This is a genomic window from Bacteroides sp. RTP21281st1_H5_RTP21281_210402 (assembly GCF_040918965.1).
Taxonomy (GTDB): domain Bacteria; phylum Bacteroidota; class Bacteroidia; order Bacteroidales; family Bacteroidaceae; genus Bacteroides; species Bacteroides congonensis.
Genome location: NZ_JBCOWR010000009.1, coordinates 216835 through 240302, shown reverse-complemented (window position 1 = coordinate 240302; position 23468 = coordinate 216835). Strand labels below are relative to the sequence as shown.

General features: G+C 42.5%; 19 protein-coding genes, 1 tRNA gene and 1 pseudogene. 13 read left to right on the top strand and 8 right to left on the bottom strand.

Features of this window, described 5'->3' with window-relative positions; translation table 11 throughout:
• The gene (locus tag AB5443_RS15065) at positions 1-2886 is read right to left on the bottom strand and encodes a TonB-dependent receptor (protein ID WP_283139959.1); all 2886 of its coding nucleotides are present in this window, start codon (positions 2884-2886) and stop codon (positions 1-3) included.
• Between the two features lie 657 nt (positions 2887-3543).
• Here AB5443_RS15065 and AB5443_RS15060 point away from each other — a divergent pair.
• Positions 3544-3723 (top strand): hypothetical protein, encoded by a 180-nt coding sequence (locus AB5443_RS15060; protein ID WP_277134350.1) that lies wholly within the window; start codon positions 3544-3546, stop codon positions 3721-3723.
• A 213-nt stretch (positions 3724-3936) separates the two neighbouring features.
• Here the strand turns inward: AB5443_RS15060 and AB5443_RS15055 are convergent, their stop codons facing one another.
• Positions 3937-5127, bottom strand: a complete 1191-nt coding sequence (locus AB5443_RS15055) for a site-specific integrase (protein ID WP_022140366.1) — start codon at positions 5125-5127, stop codon at positions 3937-3939.
• Positions 5128-5578: 451 nt separating this feature from the next.
• On the opposite strand from AB5443_RS15055, the gene AB5443_RS15050 reads away from it, so the two are divergent.
• The 3 genes from AB5443_RS15050 to AB5443_RS15040 are packed head-to-tail and all read left to right on the top strand — an operon-like array spanning position 5579 to position 11357.
• Positions 5579-8761 (top strand): SusC/RagA family TonB-linked outer membrane protein, encoded by a 3183-nt coding sequence (locus AB5443_RS15050; protein ID WP_283139958.1) that lies wholly within the window; start codon positions 5579-5581, stop codon positions 8759-8761.
• A gap of 12 nt (positions 8762-8773) precedes the next feature.
• Positions 8774-10441 (top strand): SusD/RagB family nutrient-binding outer membrane lipoprotein, encoded by a 1668-nt coding sequence (locus AB5443_RS15045; protein ID WP_277134352.1) that lies wholly within the window; start codon positions 8774-8776, stop codon positions 10439-10441.
• Between the two features lie 28 nt (positions 10442-10469).
• Positions 10470-11357, top strand: coding sequence for a hypothetical protein (locus AB5443_RS15040; protein WP_231590165.1), 888 nt, complete (start codon positions 10470-10472; stop codon positions 11355-11357).
• 151 nt (positions 11358-11508) lie between these two features.
• Here the strand turns inward: AB5443_RS15040 and AB5443_RS15035 are convergent, their stop codons facing one another.
• The 5 genes from AB5443_RS15035 to AB5443_RS15015 form a co-directional block, all read right to left on the bottom strand.
• Complete coding sequence (locus AB5443_RS15035) at positions 11509-12168, bottom strand: MarC family protein (protein ID WP_277134356.1); 660 nt, start codon at positions 12166-12168, stop codon at positions 11509-11511.
• Between the two features lie 62 nt (positions 12169-12230).
• Positions 12231-12923, bottom strand: a complete 693-nt coding sequence (locus AB5443_RS15030) for a YjjG family noncanonical pyrimidine nucleotidase (protein WP_277134358.1) — start codon at positions 12921-12923, stop codon at positions 12231-12233.
• Positions 12924-13021: 98 nt separating this feature from the next.
• The gene (locus AB5443_RS15025) at positions 13022-13879 is read right to left on the bottom strand and encodes a hypothetical protein (RefSeq protein ID WP_073344035.1); all 858 of its coding nucleotides are present in this window, start codon (positions 13877-13879) and stop codon (positions 13022-13024) included.
• A gap of 34 nt (positions 13880-13913) precedes the next feature.
• A complete protein-coding gene (gene rsmI, locus AB5443_RS15020) occupies positions 13914-14588 on the bottom strand; it encodes a 16S rRNA (cytidine(1402)-2'-O)-methyltransferase (RefSeq protein WP_022140375.1) in 675 nt (224 codons plus the stop codon).
• 11 nt (positions 14589-14599) lie between these two features.
• Entirely contained in the window at positions 14600-15160 is a 561-nt protein-coding gene (locus tag AB5443_RS15015; RefSeq protein ID WP_022140376.1) for a hypothetical protein, read from the bottom strand.
• Positions 15161-15300: 140 nt separating this feature from the next.
• On the opposite strand from AB5443_RS15015, the gene AB5443_RS15010 reads away from it, so the two are divergent.
• The 4 genes from AB5443_RS15010 to AB5443_RS14995 all read left to right on the top strand — a co-directional run bounded on the left by AB5443_RS15010 (position 15301) and on the right by AB5443_RS14995 (position 18694).
• The gene (locus AB5443_RS15010) at positions 15301-15900 is read left to right on the top strand and encodes a thymidine kinase (protein WP_277134362.1); all 600 of its coding nucleotides are present in this window, start codon (positions 15301-15303) and stop codon (positions 15898-15900) included.
• Between the two features lie 19 nt (positions 15901-15919).
• Complete coding sequence (locus tag AB5443_RS15005; protein WP_022140378.1) at positions 15920-17053, top strand: AI-2E family transporter; 1134 nt, start codon at positions 15920-15922, stop codon at positions 17051-17053.
• A 94-nt stretch (positions 17054-17147) separates the two neighbouring features.
• Positions 17148-17220: transfer RNA gene (locus tag AB5443_RS15000), tRNA-Lys, on the top strand.
• Positions 17221-17461: 241 nt separating this feature from the next.
• Entirely contained in the window at positions 17462-18694 is a 1233-nt protein-coding gene (locus AB5443_RS14995) for a site-specific integrase (protein WP_009127101.1), read from the top strand.
• Between the two features lie 415 nt (positions 18695-19109).
• Here AB5443_RS14995 and AB5443_RS14990 read toward each other — a convergent pair whose 3' ends face one another.
• Entirely contained in the window at positions 19110-20015 is a 906-nt protein-coding gene (locus AB5443_RS14990) for a hypothetical protein (RefSeq protein WP_368113319.1), read from the bottom strand.
• On the opposite strand from AB5443_RS14990, the gene AB5443_RS14985 reads away from it, so the two are divergent.
• The 5 genes and pseudogenes from AB5443_RS14985 (at position 19947) to AB5443_RS14965 (ending at position 23441) form a co-directional block, all read left to right on the top strand.
• On the top strand, positions 19947-20780 hold the full coding sequence (locus tag AB5443_RS14985; protein ID WP_368113320.1) for a hypothetical protein: 834 nt from the start codon (positions 19947-19949) through the stop codon (positions 20778-20780). The two genes, AB5443_RS14990 and AB5443_RS14985, sit on opposite strands and share 69 nt — an antisense overlap.
• Entirely contained in the window at positions 20749-21732 is a 984-nt protein-coding gene (locus tag AB5443_RS14980) for a hypothetical protein (RefSeq protein WP_117748013.1), read from the top strand. The genes AB5443_RS14985 and AB5443_RS14980 overlap by 32 nt, the downstream gene beginning before the upstream one ends.
• A gap of 91 nt (positions 21733-21823) precedes the next feature.
• A pseudogene (locus tag AB5443_RS14975) lies at positions 21824-22375 on the top strand (hypothetical protein); the annotation flags it as partial.
• 2 nt (positions 22376-22377) lie between these two features.
• Positions 22378-23286 (top strand): hypothetical protein, encoded by a 909-nt coding sequence (locus tag AB5443_RS14970; RefSeq protein ID WP_368119616.1) that lies wholly within the window; start codon positions 22378-22380, stop codon positions 23284-23286.
• Positions 23286-23441, top strand: a complete 156-nt coding sequence (locus tag AB5443_RS14965) for a hypothetical protein (protein ID WP_009127094.1) — start codon at positions 23286-23288, stop codon at positions 23439-23441. Before AB5443_RS14970 ends, AB5443_RS14965 begins: the two co-directional genes overlap by 1 nt.
• Positions 23442-23468 lie beyond the last annotated feature (27 nt).

Genomic DNA, 23468 nt, shown 5'->3' with positions numbered 1-23468 from the left:
TTAAAATCCGATTTCAATACCCAATGTCACACTTTTCAGATTTGGGAAAGCAAAAGTAGGAATGCCATTAATCGGCTGTTCCGGGTCCACATTTTTGTAAGAGGTCCATGTCAGAAGATTGCTTCCGGAAATAAACAAACGTACATTCTCCATTTGTGCACGGCGTGTCAACTGTGCCGGAAGAGTATATGACAAACTCATACTCTTCAAACGCAAGTAATTCAGATCTTTCATAAAACGGGAGCTTCCGTAATTTCCATATTCATAGTTATTGATACGTCTCGGCACACTCGTTACATCACCCGGTTTCTGCCATCTGTCAAGCTGGTCAACAGAAGAATTGTAATAAACCACATAACCGTCAGTGTCAGTAAAGCTTGTTCTCATTGTATCAAAAATCTTTCCACCCAATGAAAAGTTAAATAACAAATTCAGTTCCAGACCTTTCCATGATACTGAGTTTCTCCAGCCACCGGTCAGCTTCGGATCCGGTTTGCCAATAACTACTCTCTGAGCCTGAGCCGGATTTTTTGTCAACTCTTTATTAAGGCTTCCATCTGCATTCTTGGTATTCAAAACCCATTGTTCCTCACCGGTTGCAGGGTCAACGCCCGCCCATTCACGACTCCACCATGAATAATATGATTCACCTTCACGAATAATGCTGGTACCGTCTATAATATCTTTCCCTTCATACAGTTTAGACACTTTATTTGAGTTGTGCGAAAGTGCCAGACCTGTATTCCATTTTACTTGTGTATGTTTAAATACATCAACATTAATATCAAGCTCCACTCCCCTGTTGGTCATCTCTCCTACGTTTTTCAACATCGTCTTGAAACCAACAGCCATTGAAGTCGGCACATTCTGCAACAAATCACTAGTCCTGCGGCTGTAATAATCAAAGCTGATATTCAAACGGTCAAAAAGAGATGCGTCAAAACCAATATTGAAGTTCTTATTCTTTTCCCATGACAAGTCAGGATTAGGAACTGATTTAGGTGCAGAACCTGCAATACTTTGATAATTATAACCGTATCCATACAAACTCAAATGTCCATACAAGTCTCTAGGCAGTGTTCCGTTTATACCATAAGAAGCTCTTACTTTCAAGTCATTAATCTGCGTGATACCTTTCATGAAATCTTCCTGCGTCAACCTCCAGGCTGCCGATACAGACCAGAAATTAGCCCAACGGTTATTAGCCCCCAAACGTGAGCTACCATCTCTACGGAAGTTTACCGATGCATAATACTTATTATCATAATCATAATTAACACGCGACAGCAAAGAAAGTAAATGATCTTCCGTATAATACGCAGAACCTTCCTCAGGAGTAGCCGCATTTATTGATTCAGGAAGCTTATCGTGAGGATATCCCGAAGAGGTAGCAAAAACATACTCAGTACGACGGTCGTCCACGTCCCAACCGATCAATGCATCCAAATTATGCTTTTGTCCGAATGTCTTCACATAATTCAAAGTAGTAGATGAATAGCTATTTTGCTGTTGCATCGGATAATTAGCTCTTAACCCACCGGTCAGCGTTCCATTGTTAGAGTTTAACGGCCAATAAGTTATAGAGTTATTGTTCACATAATCATAGCTGATACTTTGTTTCAGAGTCAGCCCCTCAATAAACTGGTATGAAGCCCACAAGTTATTGAAACTCCTGAATACCTTCGATTCATTCTTATCCAGATTAATATCTTCTACCGGATGAGTGTGAGTAAATATCTGCTGCAGGAACGGATGCGTATAATAATTGCCTTCATCATCATAAATCGGCATATTCGGAGTACACACATAATTAATCAGGAAGAAAGGATTAGCATAAGCGGTACCCTCACTCGAAACAGATGAACTTTGTCTCGACATAGAAATATTAGCTCCCATTTGCCATTTATTATTTGCAGAACGGTGAACTGCATTAATACGTCCCATAAATCCATCCAATGAAGATGTTCTTGATTTACCTTCCTCTTTTTTATATGCTAATGAAGCAAAAAATGAGTTACGTTCATCTCCACCTTGTGCTGAAAACTCATAATTCTGACTGGAACCATGTTTACGGAAGAAAGCATCTTCCCAATCAACATCATATTTGTCATCAGCATAGAAATCGGCCATTTCCTGTGCATAAGCTTTTGCTTCTGCTTCAGAAGCCGGTCCTGTATAGTTACCATCATCATCAGGAATACCATAAATGGTAGCTTCATTATAGCACGCTTCATACGTCAGTTCGTGACGTTGCTGTCCATTCACGCTTTTACGGTTTTTCATGGCCCAATCAGAAAATCCCCAATTTGCCTTAAAATTAACCCGGGTCTTACCTGCTTTCCCATGCTTGGTTGTTATCAAAATAACACCATTGGCAGCACGTGAACCGTACAATGACGCAGCGGCAGCATCTTTTAGCACCGTAATATTCTCAATATCGCTCGGATTAATGGATGACATTACATTAAATGCTTTTGAATCATCCGTCACAGCAGATATCGCTATATCACCCGACACAACCGGTACACCATCAATAACATATAACGGTTCATTAGATGCGTTCATAGAACCGGTACCCCGAACACGAATCTGCAATCCTGCCCCCGGCTGTCCGCTAGTGGAATTAATAGTCAGTCCCGGAGTTGTTCCAGAAAGAGCTTCTTCAAAAGAAGTCACCGGAATATCCTTCAAAACTTTGTCTCCTTTAACGGTAGAAGCCGCACCTGTAAATGACGCTTTTTTTGCAGTACCATAAGCTACAACCATCACTTCATCAATTTGCTGTGCATCAGACTTTAACACAACTTTCAGAGTAGGTTTTATAGCCACTTCCTGAGTCTGCATTCCAATATACGAAATCTGCAAAGTCTTTGCAGAACTAAATATTATCGTAACCTCTTTATAATGAGCGACAAACAGATAATATGATATCTGTTTGGCATAAATATGCATCAAATGTAAAGTACAGATAATAAGCGTTTTAGTATTTATTGGAAATCTTGAGTTAATGATTTATTCTACTGTATTTCCACCCGAATAAGCGATTTATTTGCCTGATTATCAAGCAAATATCATTTATATTCAGAAGAATATTAAACGTTACTTGTTACCGTTTTGTGATAGGTAACCATTTTGTTGCTATTAATTGTTATAATTATCTATAATTAGATGAATATAACTAGGTGTGGAAATGAGTCAACTGATAACTATACGATTTGAACTACTATATAATGAAAAAACATCTATCATACTATCATTCATTTTTATATTATGTTAGTTATCAAGATGATAAGTATGATAGATACTTTTAAAATCCGATATCTATCATACTTTCTTCATAAAAAACGGGTATCTATCATACCAATACTGCTCTATTTTAGTGTAGTATCAGGGAAAAATACCCATATAACGCCACAGGGATGTCTATTTTACAGAATGGTAATCCGCATTTGTCGGCTTAATAATCCATTAGGAACGGTAATCTTTTTATAGCCCACATATGTAGGCTGTACAGCCCGCACCTGTAAACCGTATAGCCCACGTATGTGTGACGAACAGCCTGCACTTGTGGGCTATAAACTTATCGCCATTCAAGTGGAATTATTAAGCCATGATGGTCAGATTTATATGGATTTATTGCTACAAAAACAAGCTATCTTACGCCTGTCCGACCTTTATTCGGCTATTTTATTAATGAGAGATACCCTGTTTTTGATGGTATAAGAATGATAGATACCTTTTTTAAAACACATCTATCATACTTATTCTCTTGATAACTAACATAATATAAAAATGAATGATAGTATGATAGATATTTTTTTCATTATGTAACAGTTAAGTTCAAAACCACACAAAAGTAAGATTTTAATACGGTTAACCTATGAATTGAGTACCCGTGGCTATAAAACAATAAATTTGGAAATGGAATTTTTCAATCTAATTCTTATATCCGTTCTTCCCCTTCAACAAAGCCGCCTTTTCAAGATCACGCACAACTGTAATGTCCATTATATTTGCATATACCTGAGTGGTTTTCACGCTTTTGTGACCTAATAATTTTTGTACAGTGGTTATATTTGCACCGCTATATAATAATAAGGTAGCATTTGTATGACGTGCAGTATGAAAAGATACCCGTTTGTCAATACCCGCCAAGTTTGCTAATACATTCAACTCTTTATTGATATTAGAATTATCTTTTAGCTTGAAAAAACTATTCAATTCTTCCTTGTAGCGTTGCAATATACCAATTCCTTTGCCCTCAAATAATAGGTATAATGGCAGACGTACTTCGATTCCGGTTTTTACAGATTTATATATAAGCCAGGTTTCCTGATGAAATTCGACAATATTCGCAGGGTTCAGATTTATAAAATCGGAATATCGCAGCCCTGCGTAGCAACAAAATAAAAAGGCATCTTTTGTCTTTTGTAATTTCATAAATCTCCCAGTCAACTGTAAGTCTTCAAATTTATGCAGCTCTTCTGGTGACAAATGTGTATGATTGCCCTCCACGCTTTTAATCTTATATTTTCTGAAAGCGTATTTCTGTACATCCATATATTCCTTGTTTATAGCAACATTGACATACCGTTTCAGGTGTTTCATATGTTTGGCTATGGTATTAAGGTGGTATCCTCTGGATTGCATGTAATTGTCAAATGAAGAAACAAATTCGAATGTCAAGTCCGTAAACGATATCTCTTTCTTGAACTCCCGAAGTAGTTCAAGCGTAGAAAGATGATTCTGCTTGGTACTTTCTTTCAATGAAGAATTGGAAACTTCTTCTCTATAGAAACTCAGAAATGACCTTCCATTACTTACAGGTCTATCAATAGACTCTTTTAATAAATCTAGTGAAATCGATTTCCCTTGTTGCCACAGTCCAAGTTCGGTTTGCTCAATCGCAGCTATATATTCATATAACATGCGGTTGAGGACATCAGCGTTAGGGTGGCTTTTTACCATTTTCCGCTTAGTGTCCCATTGGTCGACCTTGAGATATATTTTAGTAGAGAAATACATTTTTCTCCTGTTGAGATAAGCTTCCACCTGCACCAATGCCATCCCCTTCTTATTCAATTTCTTTTTTCTGTTAAACACAAGATTGTAACTAATCTTTTCCATACTTTTCCTTTTTAATTAATAATAGAACAAATTAAACGCAGTTCTGTGCTACATCAGAGATGAATTTGCATTAATATCTCTAAAAAAAATATTCTTTTAATCATTGAGTATTCACAAAACTTTAAATTAAATGCCACTTTTTTGTTACTATTCTTACGTAAAAAGCAAAAAGCAGCTTTATTAAAGGGGAAATGTGACGGAAAATGACTAAAAGAAATCTTAAAAGGTACATTTTGTTCAAACAAAATATCACTATACACTTTTAAAAGTGGCTATTTTAATGCTATAAAAAGGTGTTTATTAGCATAAAAATAGCCACAAAAATAACAATATGTTAGATTTGCAACCTTTTTTTATTAAAATAATTGTTAGTTTCATATTTATTAATATATTTGCAAATTGTTAGAGTAAAGAAACAATTAATGTAAAGTTAAACTTTAAGAGAGAATTTATGAAAAGAAAATTGATGCTGTTATTGGCATGCCTTTTTGTGGGCATAAGCCTGGTAACTGCTCAGACTCAGAAGGTCACAGGCGTTGTGATTTCTGAAGAAGATGGGCAGCCGGTTGTTGGCGCTTCTGTGTTAGTAAAAGGTACCACCCAAGGTACAATCACAGATGTAGATGGTAATTTTAATTTATCGAATGTACCAAGTTCTGCAAAGACTTTGCAGATTTCGTACATTGGTATGCAGACTCAGGAAGTGGCTATAAAGCCAGTATTAAAGATTATTTTAAAGTCTGATTCTCAAAAACTTGATGAGATTGTAGTTACTGCAGTCGGAATTCAACGAGCAGAACGTTCATTAGGATATTCTGTATCCAAGGTTGATGCAGATGAAGCTATCCAAAAAGCAGAACCGGACTTAATACGTTCTTTAGATGGAAAAATACCCGGTGTTTCGATTAATTCACCCTCTGGTGCTGCCGGTTCGGCCACACGTATGACCATTCGAGGCAACTCATCGTTTTTAGGAAACAATCAACCATTATATATAGTTGATGGTGTTCCCTATAGTAACACGGAAGTTGCTTCTTCAAATCAAGCTACCGATGCCGGTGGTGCTTACGGTAGTGGTATTTCCACACTTGACCCGAACGATATTGAATCAATGAACGTATTAAAAGGTGCAGCAGCAGCCGCCCTGTACGGTTCACGTGCTGCCAATGGTGTAGTGCTTATCACAACAAAAACAGGTTCAAAAAGTAAGAAAAAAGCTGGAAAAGGTATGGAAATCACCTTAAATGCATCCTACACGATCGAACAAATAGCAGGTTTGCCTGAATATCAAAATTCTTTCGGTACAGGTAATGATTTTATTCCAGGGGGTGCAAACGGTTCTTGGGGAGCGGCTTTTACAGATGTAACAGAGGTGCCTTTGAGTATATATGCTGCTAATGCTTATGGAAAAGCCTATCCGAATCTTCCCCAAACTATACCTTATAAAGCATATAAAAACAATGTCAAAGATCTGTTCGAGCTGGGAGGAATATATGATCTTTCATTAAACTTCAACAGATATACCGAAACCGGTAACTTTACTGCAACTTTATCCAAAATGGATCAAGATAGTTACATACCTTATGCTGACTTTAGTCGTTATTCTATCAGTGTCGGTGGAAACCAGACTTTAGCTAACGGAGTACGTATCGGAGGAAATGTCTCTTTTTCAAGAAACGAGCAAAATGGTCCGATGTTCGGTAACAATCAATCCAGCGGTATTGGCGCCTCTTCATTTGCACGTGCTTTAATCCTTGGACGTAACTGGGATATGTCACTACCTTATGAAACACCTGACCATAAATCTTTATTCTTTGTGGGCGATCAGGCAGATAATCCAATTTGGTCCTGGAAGTATAATACGATCAACACTCAAATGGATAGAACTATAGCAAATGTAAATATGGGTTATGATATTACAAAATGGCTTTCAGTTGACTATCGCGTTGGTATCAATGATTATAAAATGGATCGTAAGGAGGTTTTAAATTTAGGTTCAAGAGCTTTGGGTGGAAAAGGACGTATTCTTGTTTCTACTTATGATACACAAGAAATAGAATCAACTTTACTGTTACGTTTCAATATTCCGGTTCATAAAGATTTTGGGCTGAAAGCGACTTTGGGACATAATGTGAATCAATTCACCGCTAACGAAACTCTGACAAAGGGTATGAACATTATGTCTCCGGGAGTTTACAATATAAATAATACAGAATCACAAACATCGGAAGAAGAATATACAAGAACCCGTTTATGGGCATTATTTGGAGATGTTACATTGGATTACAAGAATTATGCATTCTTGAATATCACAGGACGTAATGACTTTTCATCCACGCTACCCAAAAATCATCGTAGTTTCTTCTATCCGTCAATTGCAGGTTCGTTTGTATTTACAGATGCATTTCATATAAATGAAGATATTATCAAATTCGGTAAAGTGCGATTAAGTTGGGCTAAAGTTGGTAATGATGCGGGCGCATACTATAAAAATGGTACATTTACTTTGGGGCAACCCTTTAACGGCCAACCAATATTATCATTACCATCTTCCATGTTTGACCCCGATTTAAAACCGGAATTTACATCAGAGGTTGAATTTGGAGCTGAATTACAATTCTTAAAAAGCCGTGTAAATGTTGATTTCACTTGGTACAATCGTAACTCCACTAATCAAATCGCTCCATTAAGCCTTCCATACTCTACCGGGTACGGGAGCTATTATACCAACTTTGGTAAAATGAATAACCATGGTATTGAAATAGGATTGAATGTTATACCTATTTTAAATAAAGATTTCAAATGGGATATGTACTTTACTTATACCCAAAACCGAAGTGAAGTAAAAGAATTGGCAGAAGGAGTAGAACGAGTTTCTTTAAATACAGGTTTTGCAACACCAAAAGCCGTTCTTGAAGTAGGCAAACCTTATGGAATGCTGGTAGGACAAGTTTTTGCGCGTGATGAAGAGGGCAATTATCTGGTGGATCCAAACTCCGGGGCTTATCTCATAGCAGATGAAGAAGGCGACTTAGGAGATCCTGCTCCAGATTGCAAACTTAGCTTGAACAATACATTTACCTACAAAGGTTTCTCATTGTCATTCATGTTCGATGCACAAATTGGTGGTTGCGTCTGGACTTCATACATTCCTGACTTATTGGGACGTGGTGTTACCAAAGACACAGAAGACCGTTATGGTTCCCGTATCTTGCCCGGATACTTGGCTGATCCTTCCACGAAAAAACCGTTGCTAGACGGAAATGGAAATAAAATCCCCAACAATGTTCAAATGAAGGAACTTGACTTATGGTTCTCGCCGGGTACCAGTGTGTCTACATTTGCAACCAACGGGGTAGATGAAGCATCTGTTTATGATGCTACGACTTTCCGCTTAAGAGAGTTAAGCATTGGGTACCAACTTCCTAAATCCTGGTTGGCAAAAACTTTTATCGGTTCGGCAACTATATCATTTGTAGCCCGCAACCTTTGGTATTTTGCTCCCAACGTTCCTAAATATTCTAATTACGATCCAACAGCAAGCAGTTATGGTGGCGGCAACGTACAAGGAATTGATTACACCTCAGCCCCTAACACAAGACGTTACGGCTTTAATCTCAAACTCACATTCTAATAAAAATAAAGTATGAAAATTATCAAATTATTATATGCTTTAACAGCAACACTGCTTGTCAGCACGAGTTGTTCGAAATATCTCGATATTAATGACAATCCGAACAAGCCAACAAGTGCAGAACTGAATAAAGTGTTAACCGGGGCTGAATATGACATAGCCATGTCTTTTGCAGCCGGTAGTTACATCGGTTCTTCATTACCTTCTTATGTTTTTCATCTGAGCTCCCGTGAAGTTGACAACTATGGCATAACTAATGCCACTTCCACCTTGGGAAACACCTGGTTACAGGGTTACGCTTATGGTCTGAAAAACACAAACGCTGTTATCAGAGCTGCAGAAGAAGGAAATAACATGATTTATGCGGGAATAGGCAAATTAATGAAAGCTTATGCATTTACCAATCTCGTTGATCTTTGGGGAGATATTCCATACACTGAATTTGATATAGAAGGTAATTATGCTCCCAAATTAGACCGTAGCCAAGATATTTACAATTCATTATTTGCACTCATAGATGAAGCCATAGGCAATCTGCAAGATCCCAATGCTGCTAATTTATTGAAACCAGCAAACGATGATTTGATATATAAAGGCAACATTGAGAAATGGGTAAGAATGGGTAACACCTTAAAATTAAAGTTATTGGTACAATCAAGAAAAGCTAAAGATGAGATAACAGACTGGAATACAAAGTTATCCAACCTGCTTTCCGAGAACAAATTCATGAATGACGGAGAGGATTTCGAATTCAAACATACCGCCAAAGATACGCCGGACGAACGTCACCAAGCTTATGTAGATGAATATCTCGGTGGTCAAAGCACTTATTACATCAGTCCCTGGATTTACGAAACAATGAGTGGAAAGAATTTAAATGTAACAAACAACCCATTCGTAGGCATCACAGACCCACGTATCCCATACTATTGGGTAAACCAAATAAAAGCGGGGGATAAGGCACAGAATGCTACAGATTACCGTGACGGTGCTTTTGTTTCCATATTCTTTGCATCCAATGCTTCCGGAGCAAGTAATGACCAGCGGGAAACTTCTACTTTTATCGGCATTTATCCATGTGGAGGAAAATACGATAATGGTAATGGCGGAAAATGTGATGCAAAAGTCGGTAATGGCGTGGCACCCGAAAAGATGTTGCAAGCCTATTCAGTCCCTTTCCTTTTAGCTGAATTATATTTAACAGGAAATGCAAACGGAGATGCAAAGGAGGCTCTTGAAGAAGGTATTAAACGTTCTATAAATCACGTCAATTCAGTAGCGAAGGCTTCTGATGCAAATGTACCTGCCATAAGCAATGAATCCATTGAGACTTTTGTGGAAAAAGTATTAGGAAAGTATGACACTGCTGCCAATAATGAAGAAAAATTATGCATTGTCATGACTCAAAAATGGATTGCCAACTTCTTTAATCCAGTTGAAGCATATACCGATATACGTCGTACCGGATATCCTACCCTATTGCCTCAGAATGCAACGTATGCTCAATCTCCTTATAAAACCAGTCAAGATCCGGAACTAGGGCCGGTAAATATTCCACTAAAAGGTATCAATGCTTTTCCGAGAGCAATGTGGTATCCAAGTTCGGAAGTGACACGTAACCCTAACGTTACTAACGAAGGAAGAAATTTGAGCAATCCTATTTTATTCTGGGATAAATAAACTATTAATGATGAAAATAAAAACGAATATGAGATATATACAATTATTCATAGCAACTGCCCTTTGGGCATTGCTGACAGTCAGTTGCGATAGAGACCTCCCTTATCCTATAGACCAGGTAAAAAAAGGAGTAGTCATTGACATTGTTCGTGCACCCGACTCTGATGGGGTACTTTCTGCCGGAATAACAGACGGCAATTATAAAGTTTCTGTATCTATTCCCAAACAGCAAGGAGATTATTCCATGCTTGACTATGCGCAACTCTTATGTGTTTTCACTGATGTGAACGGCAAAACAACTTCCAAAGTCATCATAGATAACATTAAAGAATTCCCTAAAGATATATCAATAGATATGGCCAACGTGTATCAGCAATTCGGGAAAGAAGCTCCTACACTAGGAGAAATTGTTTATTTCACAACCAATGCGGTTCTAAAGGACGGTTACGTTGTATATGGCTGGAATGAATATTCAGACTTCAACAACAAGCTCTTCACCGGATGGGAGGTTGATGGAAGAGCCTATTCATACAACGTCAGATATCCGGTTGCATGTCAATTGGATCTTGAAGAATTTGTAGGCCCTGTAGTATTAAATGACTTTTATGCAGAGTCTTATCGGGCAGAAATCGTTAAAACATCAGATACAGAACTGGAGATACATGGAGTTGCTGAAGGCGTAGAGCCTGATGGTATTCTAAAATTAACAATTGACACAAGTACTCACACTGTAAAAGTAAGCAAACAAATTGTTGCTCATGGAAGTGTTGCATGGGTTGGTGGTTACAATAATGTCGCCTATCAAGCCACTGGTACTATTGACGCATGTAAAGGTACAATAACATTGAATGGACCTCTGACTGTTGATGAAGGTAGCTTCGGTGATTATCAAATGATTATATCAACGAACTATTGACATATTCTAAAATAGAACATTTATAAAAAAACATAATGTAACCGACAGTTTGATATTATTAAAATCAAACTGTCGGTTTTTCTATAATAAAACAGAAGTTTTCTCTATATATAGAATTTAAAAATTACCAAAGTTATATCTTCATTTTGTTTTATTTGAGAATATCACCCATCCCCTCTCTCACAATATCCACCAATATCGGCTTCGCCCCGCTCACGAAACATTCCACCGCAATCACCATCAAGATCAATCCCATCAGACGCATCATCACATTATTTCCCGTCTCACCCAGGACATTCACCAACTTCGTAGAAGCACGAAGAATGAAGAAAGTCAATAGATAAATCAGGGCAATAGTGCCTATCAATATCCCCTTCATTTCATAGGAATGTGCATCCTGCATCAATACAATAGCGTTAGCAATCGCTCCGGGGCCACACAACATAGGTATACCGAGCGGAGTAATAGAAATATCATCCGCATACGTTTTGATTTCCTCATCTTTCAGCTTCATCGGTGTATAGCGGGCTTGAAGCATATCGAAGCCTATCTTGAAGATAATCACTCCCCCGGCAATACGGAATCCGTTAGTAGAGATACCGAAGAACTTAAAAAGGAACTGGCCGGCAAAGACGAAAACCATTATTGTGATAAACGACACAATAGTGGCGCGACGGACAATCGACTGACGCTCTTTCTCCGTCATTCCATGAGTCATCGTCAGAAAGACGGGCATTGTCCCCAAAGGGTTGGTCAACGTAAAAAACGAGGTGAAGCAAAGTAAAGCAAAAGGCAGAAGTGTACTATCCATGATTATATCGCATTTTTATGCATTTATTAAACGCAACAAAAATACGACTTAATCCAGAAAACTTATAATAAATTCATTAATTCTTTCAGAGAATGGATGTGATAAGTAGGAAGAAAAGGGAAAGTAGTCCGTTCCGTCACGTTGTAGAAGGCTTGATGCATCCCTATCCCATGCGCTCCGGTGATATCCGCTTCCCAGCTATCGCCAATCATCAACGATTCGCGCATCTCGGATTGAGTGGCAGACAGGGCAAAATTAAAGATTTCAGGTCGGGGCTTCAACACTCCGAGATCTTCCGAAAGAATCACCTTCTTGAAATAACCATCCACACCCGCCGAACGCATCTTATGCGATTGCAATTCACGAAAGCCATTGGAAAGGATATACAGATTATATTTAGGGGCAAGATACTCCAACACCTCTCTGGCATAAGGCATCAGACCGCTTTTTGTAGGAATAACAGCAAAGAAATCTTTCGAGAACTTTTCAGCCAAATCCTCATCATTCACTCCTACCGCCTGCAAAGGATAAAAGAAACGCTGACGGTTCAGTTCATCTTTCGTCACCTTCCCTTCGCCATATTCAATCCAAAGTTCTGTGTTTCGTTTCTGATAAAGCATATAATAATGGTCGAACGAATCAAAGTAACGGTCGAATGCATATTTCTGATATACCTCTTCAAAGGTATCGCGGGCATTGCGGGAGAAAGCCCAGATAGTGTCGTCAAGATCAAAAAACAGATTTTTATATTTCATCAGTAGCTATGGGTGTATATAAGAAATAAAAAAGCCAATGTGCTAATTTCTCGAATTCAGGAATCAGCACATTGGCAATTCAAAAAAGGAATCCTACCTTATTTTACCTGAATCACCAAGTATCTGGATACACTCCAGAATTCATTAGGATTAGTAATCTTCAATGTCAGTTGACCTTTGTCATCTTTTACCAATTCATAAGAACCGGACGGATGAGTAGTCAGCAACTCAGCACGTTTAGAGTACAATTTGATTTCTTTCGTCGTACGGATATCGATTTGAGTGAAATAATCCTTGTTGAAATCAGCGCTCTTCAGAACATCTCCGCTCTGAAGAATCTTCTGAGCTTTCAATTCAGATTTTGTTCCGAATACAAACCAGGCAGCGTTCAAGCTCTTTTCCTGTTCGGCAACGGTTTTTGCTTTAGCTTCGTTTTCTGCAACCAATGTTTCTTTAGCTGCGGACAAGTCGCTGACAGCAGCGTCCAGTTCCTGAATACGGATATTCTTGGAAGCCAGTTCTGTCTGAAGCTCCTCGATACGCTGTTGTTTAGCGTTCAGTTCGGCAGTCAAAGCGGCAACAGCTTTTTTCATTTGTGCAGAATTGTAACTGCTATTCTTTAACTGAGCCTGCAATTTAGCGATCTGTGCTTTGTTTTCTTCCATCTGCTTAGAGATGAATTCGATGTCAGAAGCGATCTGCTGTTTGGCACTAGCTGAATTTTCTGTTATAGTTCCGCGTTGTAAGTCCACGCGGCTTTCAGCAGCATTGATCTTACGGAAACCTTCCTGTACTTCATTGAAAGTTCCCATCATATCATCCAGTTCAGCATTGCGCTGGGTCAGTTCCATCAATAGAGAATCATTTTCAGCCTTCAGGTCTTTGCTTCCACCTTTAAAGCCATCACACGAAGCCAACATGGCTGCGCATACAAATAAAACTGCTAACTTTTTCATACGTTTACGTTTTACGTTTTTAAATGAAGTTATTTTAATCGTCTATTCCTGCCAATACTATCACAATCTCGCCCCGTGGTTCGGTGGCGGTAAAGTGTTCTATCAACTCTGTCAGACTGCCGCGTACCGTCTCCTCATGGAGCTTGGATATTTCGCGCGACACGGTTGCCTGACGTTCAGCACCGAAATATTCGGCAAACTGTGTCAACGTCTTCAACAGACGGTGGGGCGATTCATAAAACACCATCGTACGGCGTTCTTCTGCTAATGCCTTCAGTCGTGTCTGACGTCCTTTCTTTTGGGGCAAAAAACCCTCGAAGCAAAATTTCTCGTTCGGCAATCCCGATGCTACGAGTGCCGGAACAAAAGCCGTTGCTCCCGGCAAGCACTGCACCTCAATGCCATTGCGCACACATTCACGAACCACCAGGAATCCAGGATCAGAAATCCCGGGCGTTCCGGCATCCGAAATCAACGCAACCGATGCACCGCCCCTTATTTTATTAACAACACTTTCCACCGTTTTATGTTCATTAAATTTGTGGTGGGATTGCATTGCATTCTTTATTTCAAAGTGTTTCAGCAAGATACCGGAAGTACGCGTATCCTCTGCCAGAATCAAGTCGACCTCTTTCAGGACTTTGATAGCCCGAAAGGTCATGTCCTCAAGATTTCCTACCGGCGTAGGTACTACATACAACTTTCCCATATTCTTTTTGTTTATGCTGATTGGTTAAAATACTTCTTTAGTAGCTCCAGAAAGTCAACTACCGCTTCTTTCTCTTCGTCTATTTCAATTTTCGAAGAAAGGAAGGCGACAGCAGTCTTATAAGAACTCATTACCGAAATCTGTTCGACCACACGATTCATCAAATCAGTATCCCCTTTAAATAATTCGCGTGAGAAACGGAAAGAATCATTCAGGCTGATAGAATGGCGCAGGCCGGCAGCCAATTTGATGCTTTCTCCCAACACTGCGGATTTAGGTTCTTCCTTCTTATCAATAACAGGCTCTTCCTCGACGACAGGCACTTCTTCCGTTATAACCGGTTTCTCTTCTGCGATAAGAGAATCGCCTGCTTCATCTTCTTCCACAACAACAGATTCCACCTCAACAGCATCTACCTCCTGCGACAGTTCATCCAGACGTCCCTGCATACGCGCAATACTCCGCTTCAACAGTTCAGACAGAGTCTGAGTCGGCTCTTTGGAAAAAGACTCCATGAGATACTTCAACTCATGAACATCCAGTTCGATATCTGTTAATAGCTTCTGTTTCATGTTCATCCATTATTAATATGGTGCGAATGTAGGAATAATTTATGCAATAACTTAAAATAATGGATATTTTAACAGTTCTTGCACATTGAATTGTTTACCTTTGTGCAGTCATTTATTTAATCAAGAAAGCACGAAATCACATGGTATTATTTTCAGAAGACCACATACAGGAGACTAAAAGAAGGGGTAGAATTGAAGTTATCTGCGGCTCCATGTTCTCGGGAAAGACAGAAGAACTGATTCGCAGAATGAAGCGGGCAAAGTTCGCACGTCAGCGCGTGGAGATATTCAAACCGGCTATCGACACCCGTTATTCGGAAGAAGATGTCGTTTCACATGACAGTCATTCCATTGCTTCCACTCCTATTGATTCATCGGCAAGTATCCTGCTGTTTACTTCCGAGATAGATGTAGTAGGTATCGACGAAGCGCAATTTTTCGACAGCGGACTGATAGACGTTTGCAATCAGCTTGCCAACAACGGGGTTCGCGTCATTATTGCAGGATTGGACATGGATTTCAAAGGGAATCCTTTCGGGCCGATGCCACAACTCTGCGCCATAGCCGATGAAGTATCCAAGGTACATGCCATCTGCGTAAAATGCGGAGATCTGGCATCTTTCTCACATCGTACAGTCAAGAATGACAAGCAAGTCCTTTTGGGCGAAACGGCAGAATACGAACCTCTTTGCAGGCAATGCTATCTCCGTGCGTTGGAAGAGGACGGACAAAAGATATAAAACCCAACAGAAAACATATATGGAAAGGAAGAAGATAACATTCGACAGTTTTATACGCGGTGCCATCGGATGCGTGATGGTGGTAGGGATATTAATGCTTGTAGAACGGTTGAGCGGAGTGCTATTGCCTTTCTTTATTGCCTGGCTGATTGCCTATATGGTTTATCCGCTGGTCAAGTTCTTCCAGTACAAGCTGAAGATGAAAAGTCGTATCCTTTCCATTTTCTGTGCTCTATTTCTGATTAGTGTTGTCGGAGTAGCGTTGTTCTATCTGTTGGTTCCACCGATGATTTCTGAAATAGGCAGGATGAATGATTTATTGGTAAGCTATCTCACAAACGGCGGCGGCAGCAACGTCCCCAAAACGCTTTCCGAATTTGTCCATGAGAATCTCGATTTGGTGGCATTGAACAAGATGCTTAGTGAGGAGAATATTCTTGCCGCAATCAAGGAAACAGTACCCAGGATGTGGGCTTTGCTTGCAGAATCACTCAATATCCTGTTCAGTATCCTTGCTTCCTTTATCATATTATTATATGTAATCTTTATATTACTGGATTATGAAGCCATAGCCGAAGGATGGCTTCACCTGCTTCCGAATAAATACCGCAAGTTCGCTTCCAACCTCGTTTACGATGTGCAGGACGGTATGAACAGATATTTCCGTGGTCAGGCATTGGTTGCATTCTGTGTAGGTATTCTTTTCAGCATAGGTTTCCTGATTATTGATTTCCCGATGGCCATCGCCTTAGGGCTTTTCATCGGGGCTCTCAATATGGTTCCTTACCTGCAAATCATCGGTTTTCTCCCTACCATTGTACTGGCCATCCTCAAAGCTGCCGATACCGGACAGAACTTTTGGATTATCATTGCATGTGCATTGGCAGTCTTTGCCATCGTGCAAATCATACAGGACACTCTCCTTGTCCCCAAAATCATGGGAAAGATTACCGGACTGAATCCTGCCATCATCCTTTTATCTCTTTCTATTTGGGGTTCTTTAATGGGGATGCTTGGAATGATCATCGCATTACCTCTCACCACTTTGATGCTTTCCTATTATCAACGCTTTATTATCAACAAAGAAAAGATAAAATATGATGAAGTCGAAATTACTGATAATCAAGAAACAAGCGGTAAAGAGGAAAAATAATTGAAACTTTTTTCTACGAAACACTTGCAGATTAAATAAAAGTCACTACCTTTGCACCCGCAATCAGGAAATAACTGATTCGCAAATAAGGATTGATTCGCTAGCTCAGCAGGTAGAGCACAACACTTTTAATGTTGGGGTCCTGGGTTCGAGCCCCAGGCGGATCACTCAAACAAAAAGCAATTTAACGTAAACCGCTGATAATCAAACATTGTCAGCGGTTTTTCTTTTCTACAAAACGGCAAATTGAGGCACTTTACGGCATTTACGAGGTGGACGAAAAGGTGGACTTGATTTCCGGTCTAAAAAAGTCCACCTTTTTAGGTTCTATTTCATTGAATATCTGTATTTTGCATAAATCCAACTCGCGTTAAAAACAGTAATTTTACAACGTCAAAAACAAAGAGTATGGCCATGCAAAACAACTCATTTTCGGTGCTGTTCTTCATCAAGAAATCCAAGCTTCTAAAAAATGGAGAGGCACCCATCTGTATGCGTATTACAGTGAACAGCAAACGCGCTGAAGTACAAGTCAAACGGAGTGTGGAACCGGACAAATGGAACCACTTGAAAGGATGTGCTGTCGGAAAGGACAGGAAACACCAGGAAATCAACCTCTATCTTGAAACGGTTAGAAACAGGGTTTTCCAAATACACCGACAACTGGAGGCGGACGGCAAGCCCATTACTGCCGTAACCATCAAGAACATCTTCTATGGAGGGTATGACTCACCCAAAATGCTGATTGAAACATTCAATGAGCATAATCAGGAGTACCGGGAACTGATGGACAAGGAATATGCAAAAGGGACGGTACTGCGTTATGAACGGACGGTCCGTTACCTGGTGGAATTCATGCGCGAACAGTACAACTGCGCCGACATTCCTCTCAAATCCATCAATTATGAGTTCATCACCAAATTCGAACATTTCATCAAGACCCAAAAGGGATGTGCCCAAAATGCTACGGTCAAATACCTGAAGAACCTGAAAAAAATCACCAAGACCGCCATTCTGAAAAAGTGGATCAATGAAGACCCGTTTGCCGACATCCATTTCAAGCAGACCAAGACCAACCGGGACTTTCTGAATGAATCTGAACTTCGCCGCATTATTGCCAAAGACATCGACATCGAGCGTCTGCAAACCGTACGGGACATTTTCATCTTCTGTTCTTTCACCGGACTCGCCTTTACGGATGTAAAGCACCTGAAGGCTGAACACATCGTGCAGGCTGACGACGGACGTTGGTGGATCCGCAAGGCCAGGGAAAAAACGGACAACATGTGCGACATCCCCCTTCTGGATATCCCCCGACTGATTCTGGAAAAATACAAGTCGAGACCGGGCTACTCTGAAAGGGGATTCCTGCTGCCGGTCCCTTCCAACCAGCGCATGAACGGGTACCTGAAAGAAATAGCCGACATCTGTCACATCAAGAAGAAACTGTCCACACATATCGCACGCCATACATTCGCTTCCTTGGCCATAGCGAACAAGGTTTCATTGGAGTCCATTGCCAAGATGCTGGGGCATACGGATATACGTACCACCCGAATCTATGCAAAAATCATGAATTCCACCATCGCATTTGAAATGCAGACCTTACAGGACAAATTTGCATTGCCAACCCATCCATAACGGTAAAAACCACCCTCACCTCAACAACGGGAGTAGCCATCCAAGGTTATTCCCGTTTTTTTATTCCCTCAAACAGACAGCGGTTCTTCAAGTATCCATCCGCAGATATTCCTGATTCTTCCCTGCAAAGATAGCTTTTTGCCTTGTCGCAGGCAAGGCGGCCCTTGCGGGCTGGTTGGCAGGAAAAAATCATCCTCACTCCGTTCCGGTATTTTTTTCGCCAAGCCTTGCTTTGGACAAGGCAAAAAACAGGACGGGGCATGTAAGAAACAGGAATACCGCGCTCCAAGGAGCCGGTCATGTCAAATTTAATCCATCAAGAATCATGAAAAGATACCAGTCTTGGAAAGGTTTTCCGGAATACGTACCGGAAAGCGGATGTGCCTATACCGGCAGGGAAGAACAGGCGGACCGGTCAATTCCGCCATTTGGAAATAACCCAGTCATTAACGCCACAACCCTTTAGCCTATGTTGTACTATCGGTTCAGGAACTACGAAGAGTTCAAGGAAATTTTCGCAGTGGAAAAAAGAAGCAACGGCGCAGAGGTCAGAAAGAACAAGATCCTGCTCAGCCATCTGAAGAATGCAGCCCTGCTGAAATATTGCCGGGAAAGGAATGATTTCACCTTGCTTGACATCAAGGACATGGCTCAACTGCAGCAGTCTGTCACCGATGCCGTATGCAGTTCCGGCAAGCGAGATGATTCGCTTCCCCACAAGGTGGAGCTGATCGGATGCACCTACTGGTCCGGGCAGTACCGCACGGATGAATCTCGCGGTATCTGTGAAGACGGTGACTACGGTTCCATCCGCTATGTCAATATGGAACGCAGCAGGGTGTTCAAGATGAAGTCGGCCAAGTTCCTGAGAGCCGTCATGCTGGAGACCTCCGTAGGAAAGGTCCTTTCCCCGAGTGTCGTGAACTGGCTGTGCGGAGACGTGTTCACCAAGCAGTGGTACACGTTCACCCTGGGCTGTACGTCCAATATGGAGCTGCATGTGGACAACAACTTCGAGGCCATCTATGACAGCTACCGGTGCAAGGGAGACTTCAACTCCTGCATGACGGACAAGGACAGACATTTCTTCTATCTGGACTCGGTGAAGGCCAAAGCGGCCTATCTCAAGGACGAGGAAGGAAAGATTGTAGCAAGGGCTGTCCTGTTCACCGAAGTGACCGACCAGGACAACAGACGGTGGAGGCTGCTGGAGCGCCAGTATACCACCGGTGAGGACGAGATGCTGAAATACATGCTGGTCAACAAGCTGATCCAGGAAAACCGCATCGACGGATACAAGATCGTGGGGGCGTCCTGCCATGAAGCGAACGCATTTGTCGGCATTGACGGAAGTTCGCTTTTTGACCGCCGGTTTGAGATAGACTGCGACCTGGGCATGGACAATACGCTTTCCTATCAGGATTCCTTCAAGTGGTACGACTACGATGAAAGGAAGGCCTACAACTACAAGCATTCGGAAGATGACTACCTGCTGGACACGACCGACCGGAACCTGAACGGCGATGACGACGAAAGCGACGAGGCATGGGATGAATACCACCAGCGCTACTGCACGGAAACCCGGGTCTGCTACATGCAGGGACGGGAAATCGAAGTGGATGTGGACGACCTGGAGGATTTCAACTACATATCCTCCTGCGGTGATTATTACCATCACGATGATACGGTCTGCTGTGACTGGTGCGAAGGCTACTGCCTGACAGACCACTCCGTCTACTCGGAAATCACCGAAGAATACTATTGCTGCGAACAATGCCGGGAGGATGCCGAAAGCAGCCACAAGGAAAACTACTGGCATTACTCCGAATATGACAAGGCCTGGTTTGAAGATGCGGACGAACTGACGGACATCCATATCTGGAACCCGCAGGAAGAAGATTACCGGTCCCAGACCATCCATGTGGATACCGTGGAAAGTCTGCTGGAGAACGGGCAGGCGGGCTGTTTCGAAGATGAATACTACGACCTGCTGGATCCGGAAACCGGCCTTCCACTGAATTATTCCGATGATACGAACGCTTATGAAGAAGAACATGAATACGCAACTATTGAAGAAGCTGTATAGCATATACAGCCCGAGCGGAAAGGAACAGAAGATGGTCCGCTTCCTCTGTTCCTACATCAACGGGCTTCCCGGAGAAATCAGCCTGGAAAAGGACAGCTTCGGGAACCTGTATGTAACCAAGGGAAGCGGCGAGTCCTATCCCTGCCTAGTGAGCCATCTGGACCAGGTGTCCCATTGCAGGCATTCAAAGGACTTTAGGGCCGTCGAAGCCAAAGGCATCCTCTTCGGCTATTCCCCGTCAAAGCGGAGATTCGAGAACCTGGGGGCCGATGACAAGAACGGCATCTTCATCTGTCTGGAATGCCTGCGGAAATACGATGTCCTCAAGGTCGTGTTCTTCCGTGAGGAGGAAACCGGGTGCAGGGGCAGTTCCCGGGCATACATGCCGTTCTTTGACGACGTGCGGTTTGTCGTCCAGCCCGACCGGAAAGGGAATTCCGACCTGATTACGGCCATCAGCTTCACGGAGCTGTGTTCCGGAGAGTTCATCCGGGAGGCTGCTCCCGAAAGGTGGGGCTATGCGGAGAACAACGGACTGATGACGGATGTCCTCACGCTGAAGGAGAACGGGCTGGAAGTGAGCTGTGCCAATGTCAGCTGCGGTTATTACAATGCCCATACGGACGAGGAAATCACCGTCAAGAAGGACCTGCAGAAATGTCTGGACTTCGTGGAGCATCTCATTGAGGACTGCACAGCCGTCTATGTCCATCAGGGGACAGATGCACTCTATGATTCCTTCTTCGAGTGCGAGGAGGAGATTCACGACATTCTGCACCGGCACCCGTCCCTGTCGCTGGAAGACCTCCGCAGCCTGTATTCCCCCTCTTTTCCGCGCCTGTCTGCAGAGGACTGGAGCCGGATCTACGAGGATTACCGGCTGGTATGGGACGATGTGCCGGATGACTCGGCTGACTACGGATTCCTGTCCTGCCATGAAACAGATGCATGAACGGACAAAAGGATATACAATCAAATCAAATACCGGTTCCACGGAACCGGAAGTTTCACCTAAAAATCAATGAGACATGAAAGAAAATGAAAGAATGAAGGATGTTTCCAATCTGGAAAAACATCAGGAAGAGTCATGGAACCGCTTGAAACGGGACATTTCCAGCAGCGCACACACCATCCATGAAATTGATGCAGGACGAGCCAGAGGGTACAGCCGTGCCCTGTTCGTCAGCAGCATCCTGAACAAGGTAAGCACCTATGCCGGCAAGGGTGAAGTGGAAATCGTTGAGAAGGCGGTGGACCTGATCCGGGAGTACAATGCCCGCAGCGGCAAGCCGGTCATCACGGCACGCAACCGTTTCTTCCAGCTGCCGGAAGTGGCCCGCCAGAACCGGCTGAAACTGAAAGAAATCCGGGAGAAGGAAAAACGGGAAGTGGCGTTTGAAGGGGGAACGCTGGTCTGGAACTACGAAGCCGACCGGCTGCAGATTCTCTTCGAAAACATTCCCAACGACGGGATGCGCAAGGAGCTGAAGGCTTCCGGATTCAAGTGGTCTCCCAAGCAGCAGGCCTGGCAGCGCCAGCTGACGCAGAATGCGGTGCTTGCCGCCCAACGTGTGTTGCACCTCAACTCGCTGTAGCCATGGACAGCCGAACCCGATTCATTGCAGATTCCCGCTGTTTCAGCGGGGTCTGCCTGACAATCATGTCAGACGGACTGCACAGCGACAGTAGCGGAGAAACGCTGGAAGAGCTGCGCATCCGGAAAGACAATCCGTACATCACGGCCCTGTCACCCCGCCAGATGGAAAAGCGGATGCGCCTTTACCGGCAGGCACTGTGTGCCCCCTTCGAGGAAATCACGAAGAAGGAATATCTTGAACGGCTGAACGTGCTTCCACCGATACGGAAGCGGGAGGACTCCTTCTTCCTGTCCGAGCCCTATTACGGGGAACTGGCCGAATTCTGCTTTACACGGGAAAACCGGTTCTTCAAGGGAATCCGGTCCGTCTGCACACCGCAAGCCATACTGGACAAGGAAGTGGACCGGCACATGGAACTGATACGGCGGAAGGCTTTCCTCCTCAAAGGGAAGGATACACCGGTCGGTGATAACGACACGGACCTCTGGCATATGACACCTTATTCCTTTTCAGTGGACGGCAAAGCACCGGTTTTCCTGTGCAACCTTGTCTACCGGGATGACCGCCGGCAGGCAAGGACAGATATGGCCCATACCCTGAAAAGCCTGCGGAACAGCCATTACCGGTACTGTTGGGGAAAAGGTACCTATGAAACACCGGACTGCCTGATGGACCGTGCGTTCCAGGAAGATCTTACCATCATTTCCGGCGGCTGCTTTTTCCAGTATCCCACCAACCGGGAATCCGCCACTTTCTTCGGGCAGGTCAAGGAGACCGGAGAAGAGTTCCTGTTCCGTATCTACGACCGGGACTACTTCCTCTATCTGCTGAAGCGGCTGAGGACGGTCAAAAGAGAGAATTGCATGGAAAACATTTCCGATTCATCCACCTTAAAAGCTATCCTGTAATGAAAGAAGGAGACATTGTATTTCTGAAACGCCCCTACAGGGGATACCGTGCCGTTGAACTGATCGAGAGACTGCCTTACCGCTGGCTGGTACGGGTGGTCGAGAGCGGCCTGGAGCTGGAAGTATATGAAGATGAACTGACAGCCGAAAACTGAAAAACAAAATGGTATAACTTAAAATAT

Bases quoted from the DNA above. Each gene is read 5' to 3' on its own strand.
- AB5443_RS14980 (WP_117748013.1), top strand. From the start codon at position 20,749: ATGAATACGCAACTATTGAAGAAGCTGTATAGCATATACAGCCCGAGC.
- AB5443_RS14990 (WP_368113319.1), bottom strand. From the start codon at position 20,015: ATGGCAGGACGCCCCCACGATCTTGTATCCGTCGATGCGGTTTTCCTG.
- AB5443_RS15060 (WP_277134350.1), top strand. From the start codon at position 3,544: ATGTGTGACGAACAGCCTGCACTTGTGGGCTATAAACTTATCGCCATT.
- AB5443_RS15015 (WP_022140376.1), bottom strand. From the start codon at position 15,160: ATGAAACAGAAGCTATTAACAGATATCGAACTGGATGTTCATGAGTTG.
- AB5443_RS15005 (WP_022140378.1), top strand. From the start codon at position 15,920: ATGGAAAGGAAGAAGATAACATTCGACAGTTTTATACGCGGTGCCATC.
- AB5443_RS15045 (WP_277134352.1), top strand. From the start codon at position 8,774: ATGAAAATTATCAAATTATTATATGCTTTAACAGCAACACTGCTTGTC.
- AB5443_RS15040 (WP_231590165.1), top strand. From the start codon at position 10,470: ATGAGATATATACAATTATTCATAGCAACTGCCCTTTGGGCATTGCTG.
- AB5443_RS15010 (WP_277134362.1), top strand. From the start codon at position 15,301: ATGGTATTATTTTCAGAAGACCACATACAGGAGACTAAAAGAAGGGGT.
- AB5443_RS15055 (WP_022140366.1), bottom strand. From the start codon at position 5,127: ATGGAAAAGATTAGTTACAATCTTGTGTTTAACAGAAAAAAGAAATTG.
- AB5443_RS15025 (WP_073344035.1), bottom strand. From the start codon at position 13,879: ATGAAAAAGTTAGCAGTTTTATTTGTATGCGCAGCCATGTTGGCTTCG.
- AB5443_RS15050 (WP_283139958.1), top strand. From the start codon at position 5,579: ATGAAAAGAAAATTGATGCTGTTATTGGCATGCCTTTTTGTGGGCATA.
- AB5443_RS15035 (WP_277134356.1), bottom strand. From the start codon at position 12,168: ATGGATAGTACACTTCTGCCTTTTGCTTTACTTTGCTTCACCTCGTTT.
- AB5443_RS15030 (WP_277134358.1), bottom strand. From the start codon at position 12,923: ATGAAATATAAAAATCTGTTTTTTGATCTTGACGACACTATCTGGGCT.
- AB5443_RS14965 (WP_009127094.1), top strand. From the start codon at position 23,286: ATGAAAGAAGGAGACATTGTATTTCTGAAACGCCCCTACAGGGGATAC.
- AB5443_RS14995 (WP_009127101.1), top strand. From the start codon at position 17,462: ATGGCCATGCAAAACAACTCATTTTCGGTGCTGTTCTTCATCAAGAAA.
- rsmI (WP_022140375.1), bottom strand. From the start codon at position 14,588: ATGGGAAAGTTGTATGTAGTACCTACGCCGGTAGGAAATCTTGAGGAC.
- AB5443_RS14970 (WP_368119616.1), top strand. From the start codon at position 22,378: ATGGACAGCCGAACCCGATTCATTGCAGATTCCCGCTGTTTCAGCGGG.
- AB5443_RS14985 (WP_368113320.1), top strand. From the start codon at position 19,947: ATGCTGGTCAACAAGCTGATCCAGGAAAACCGCATCGACGGATACAAG.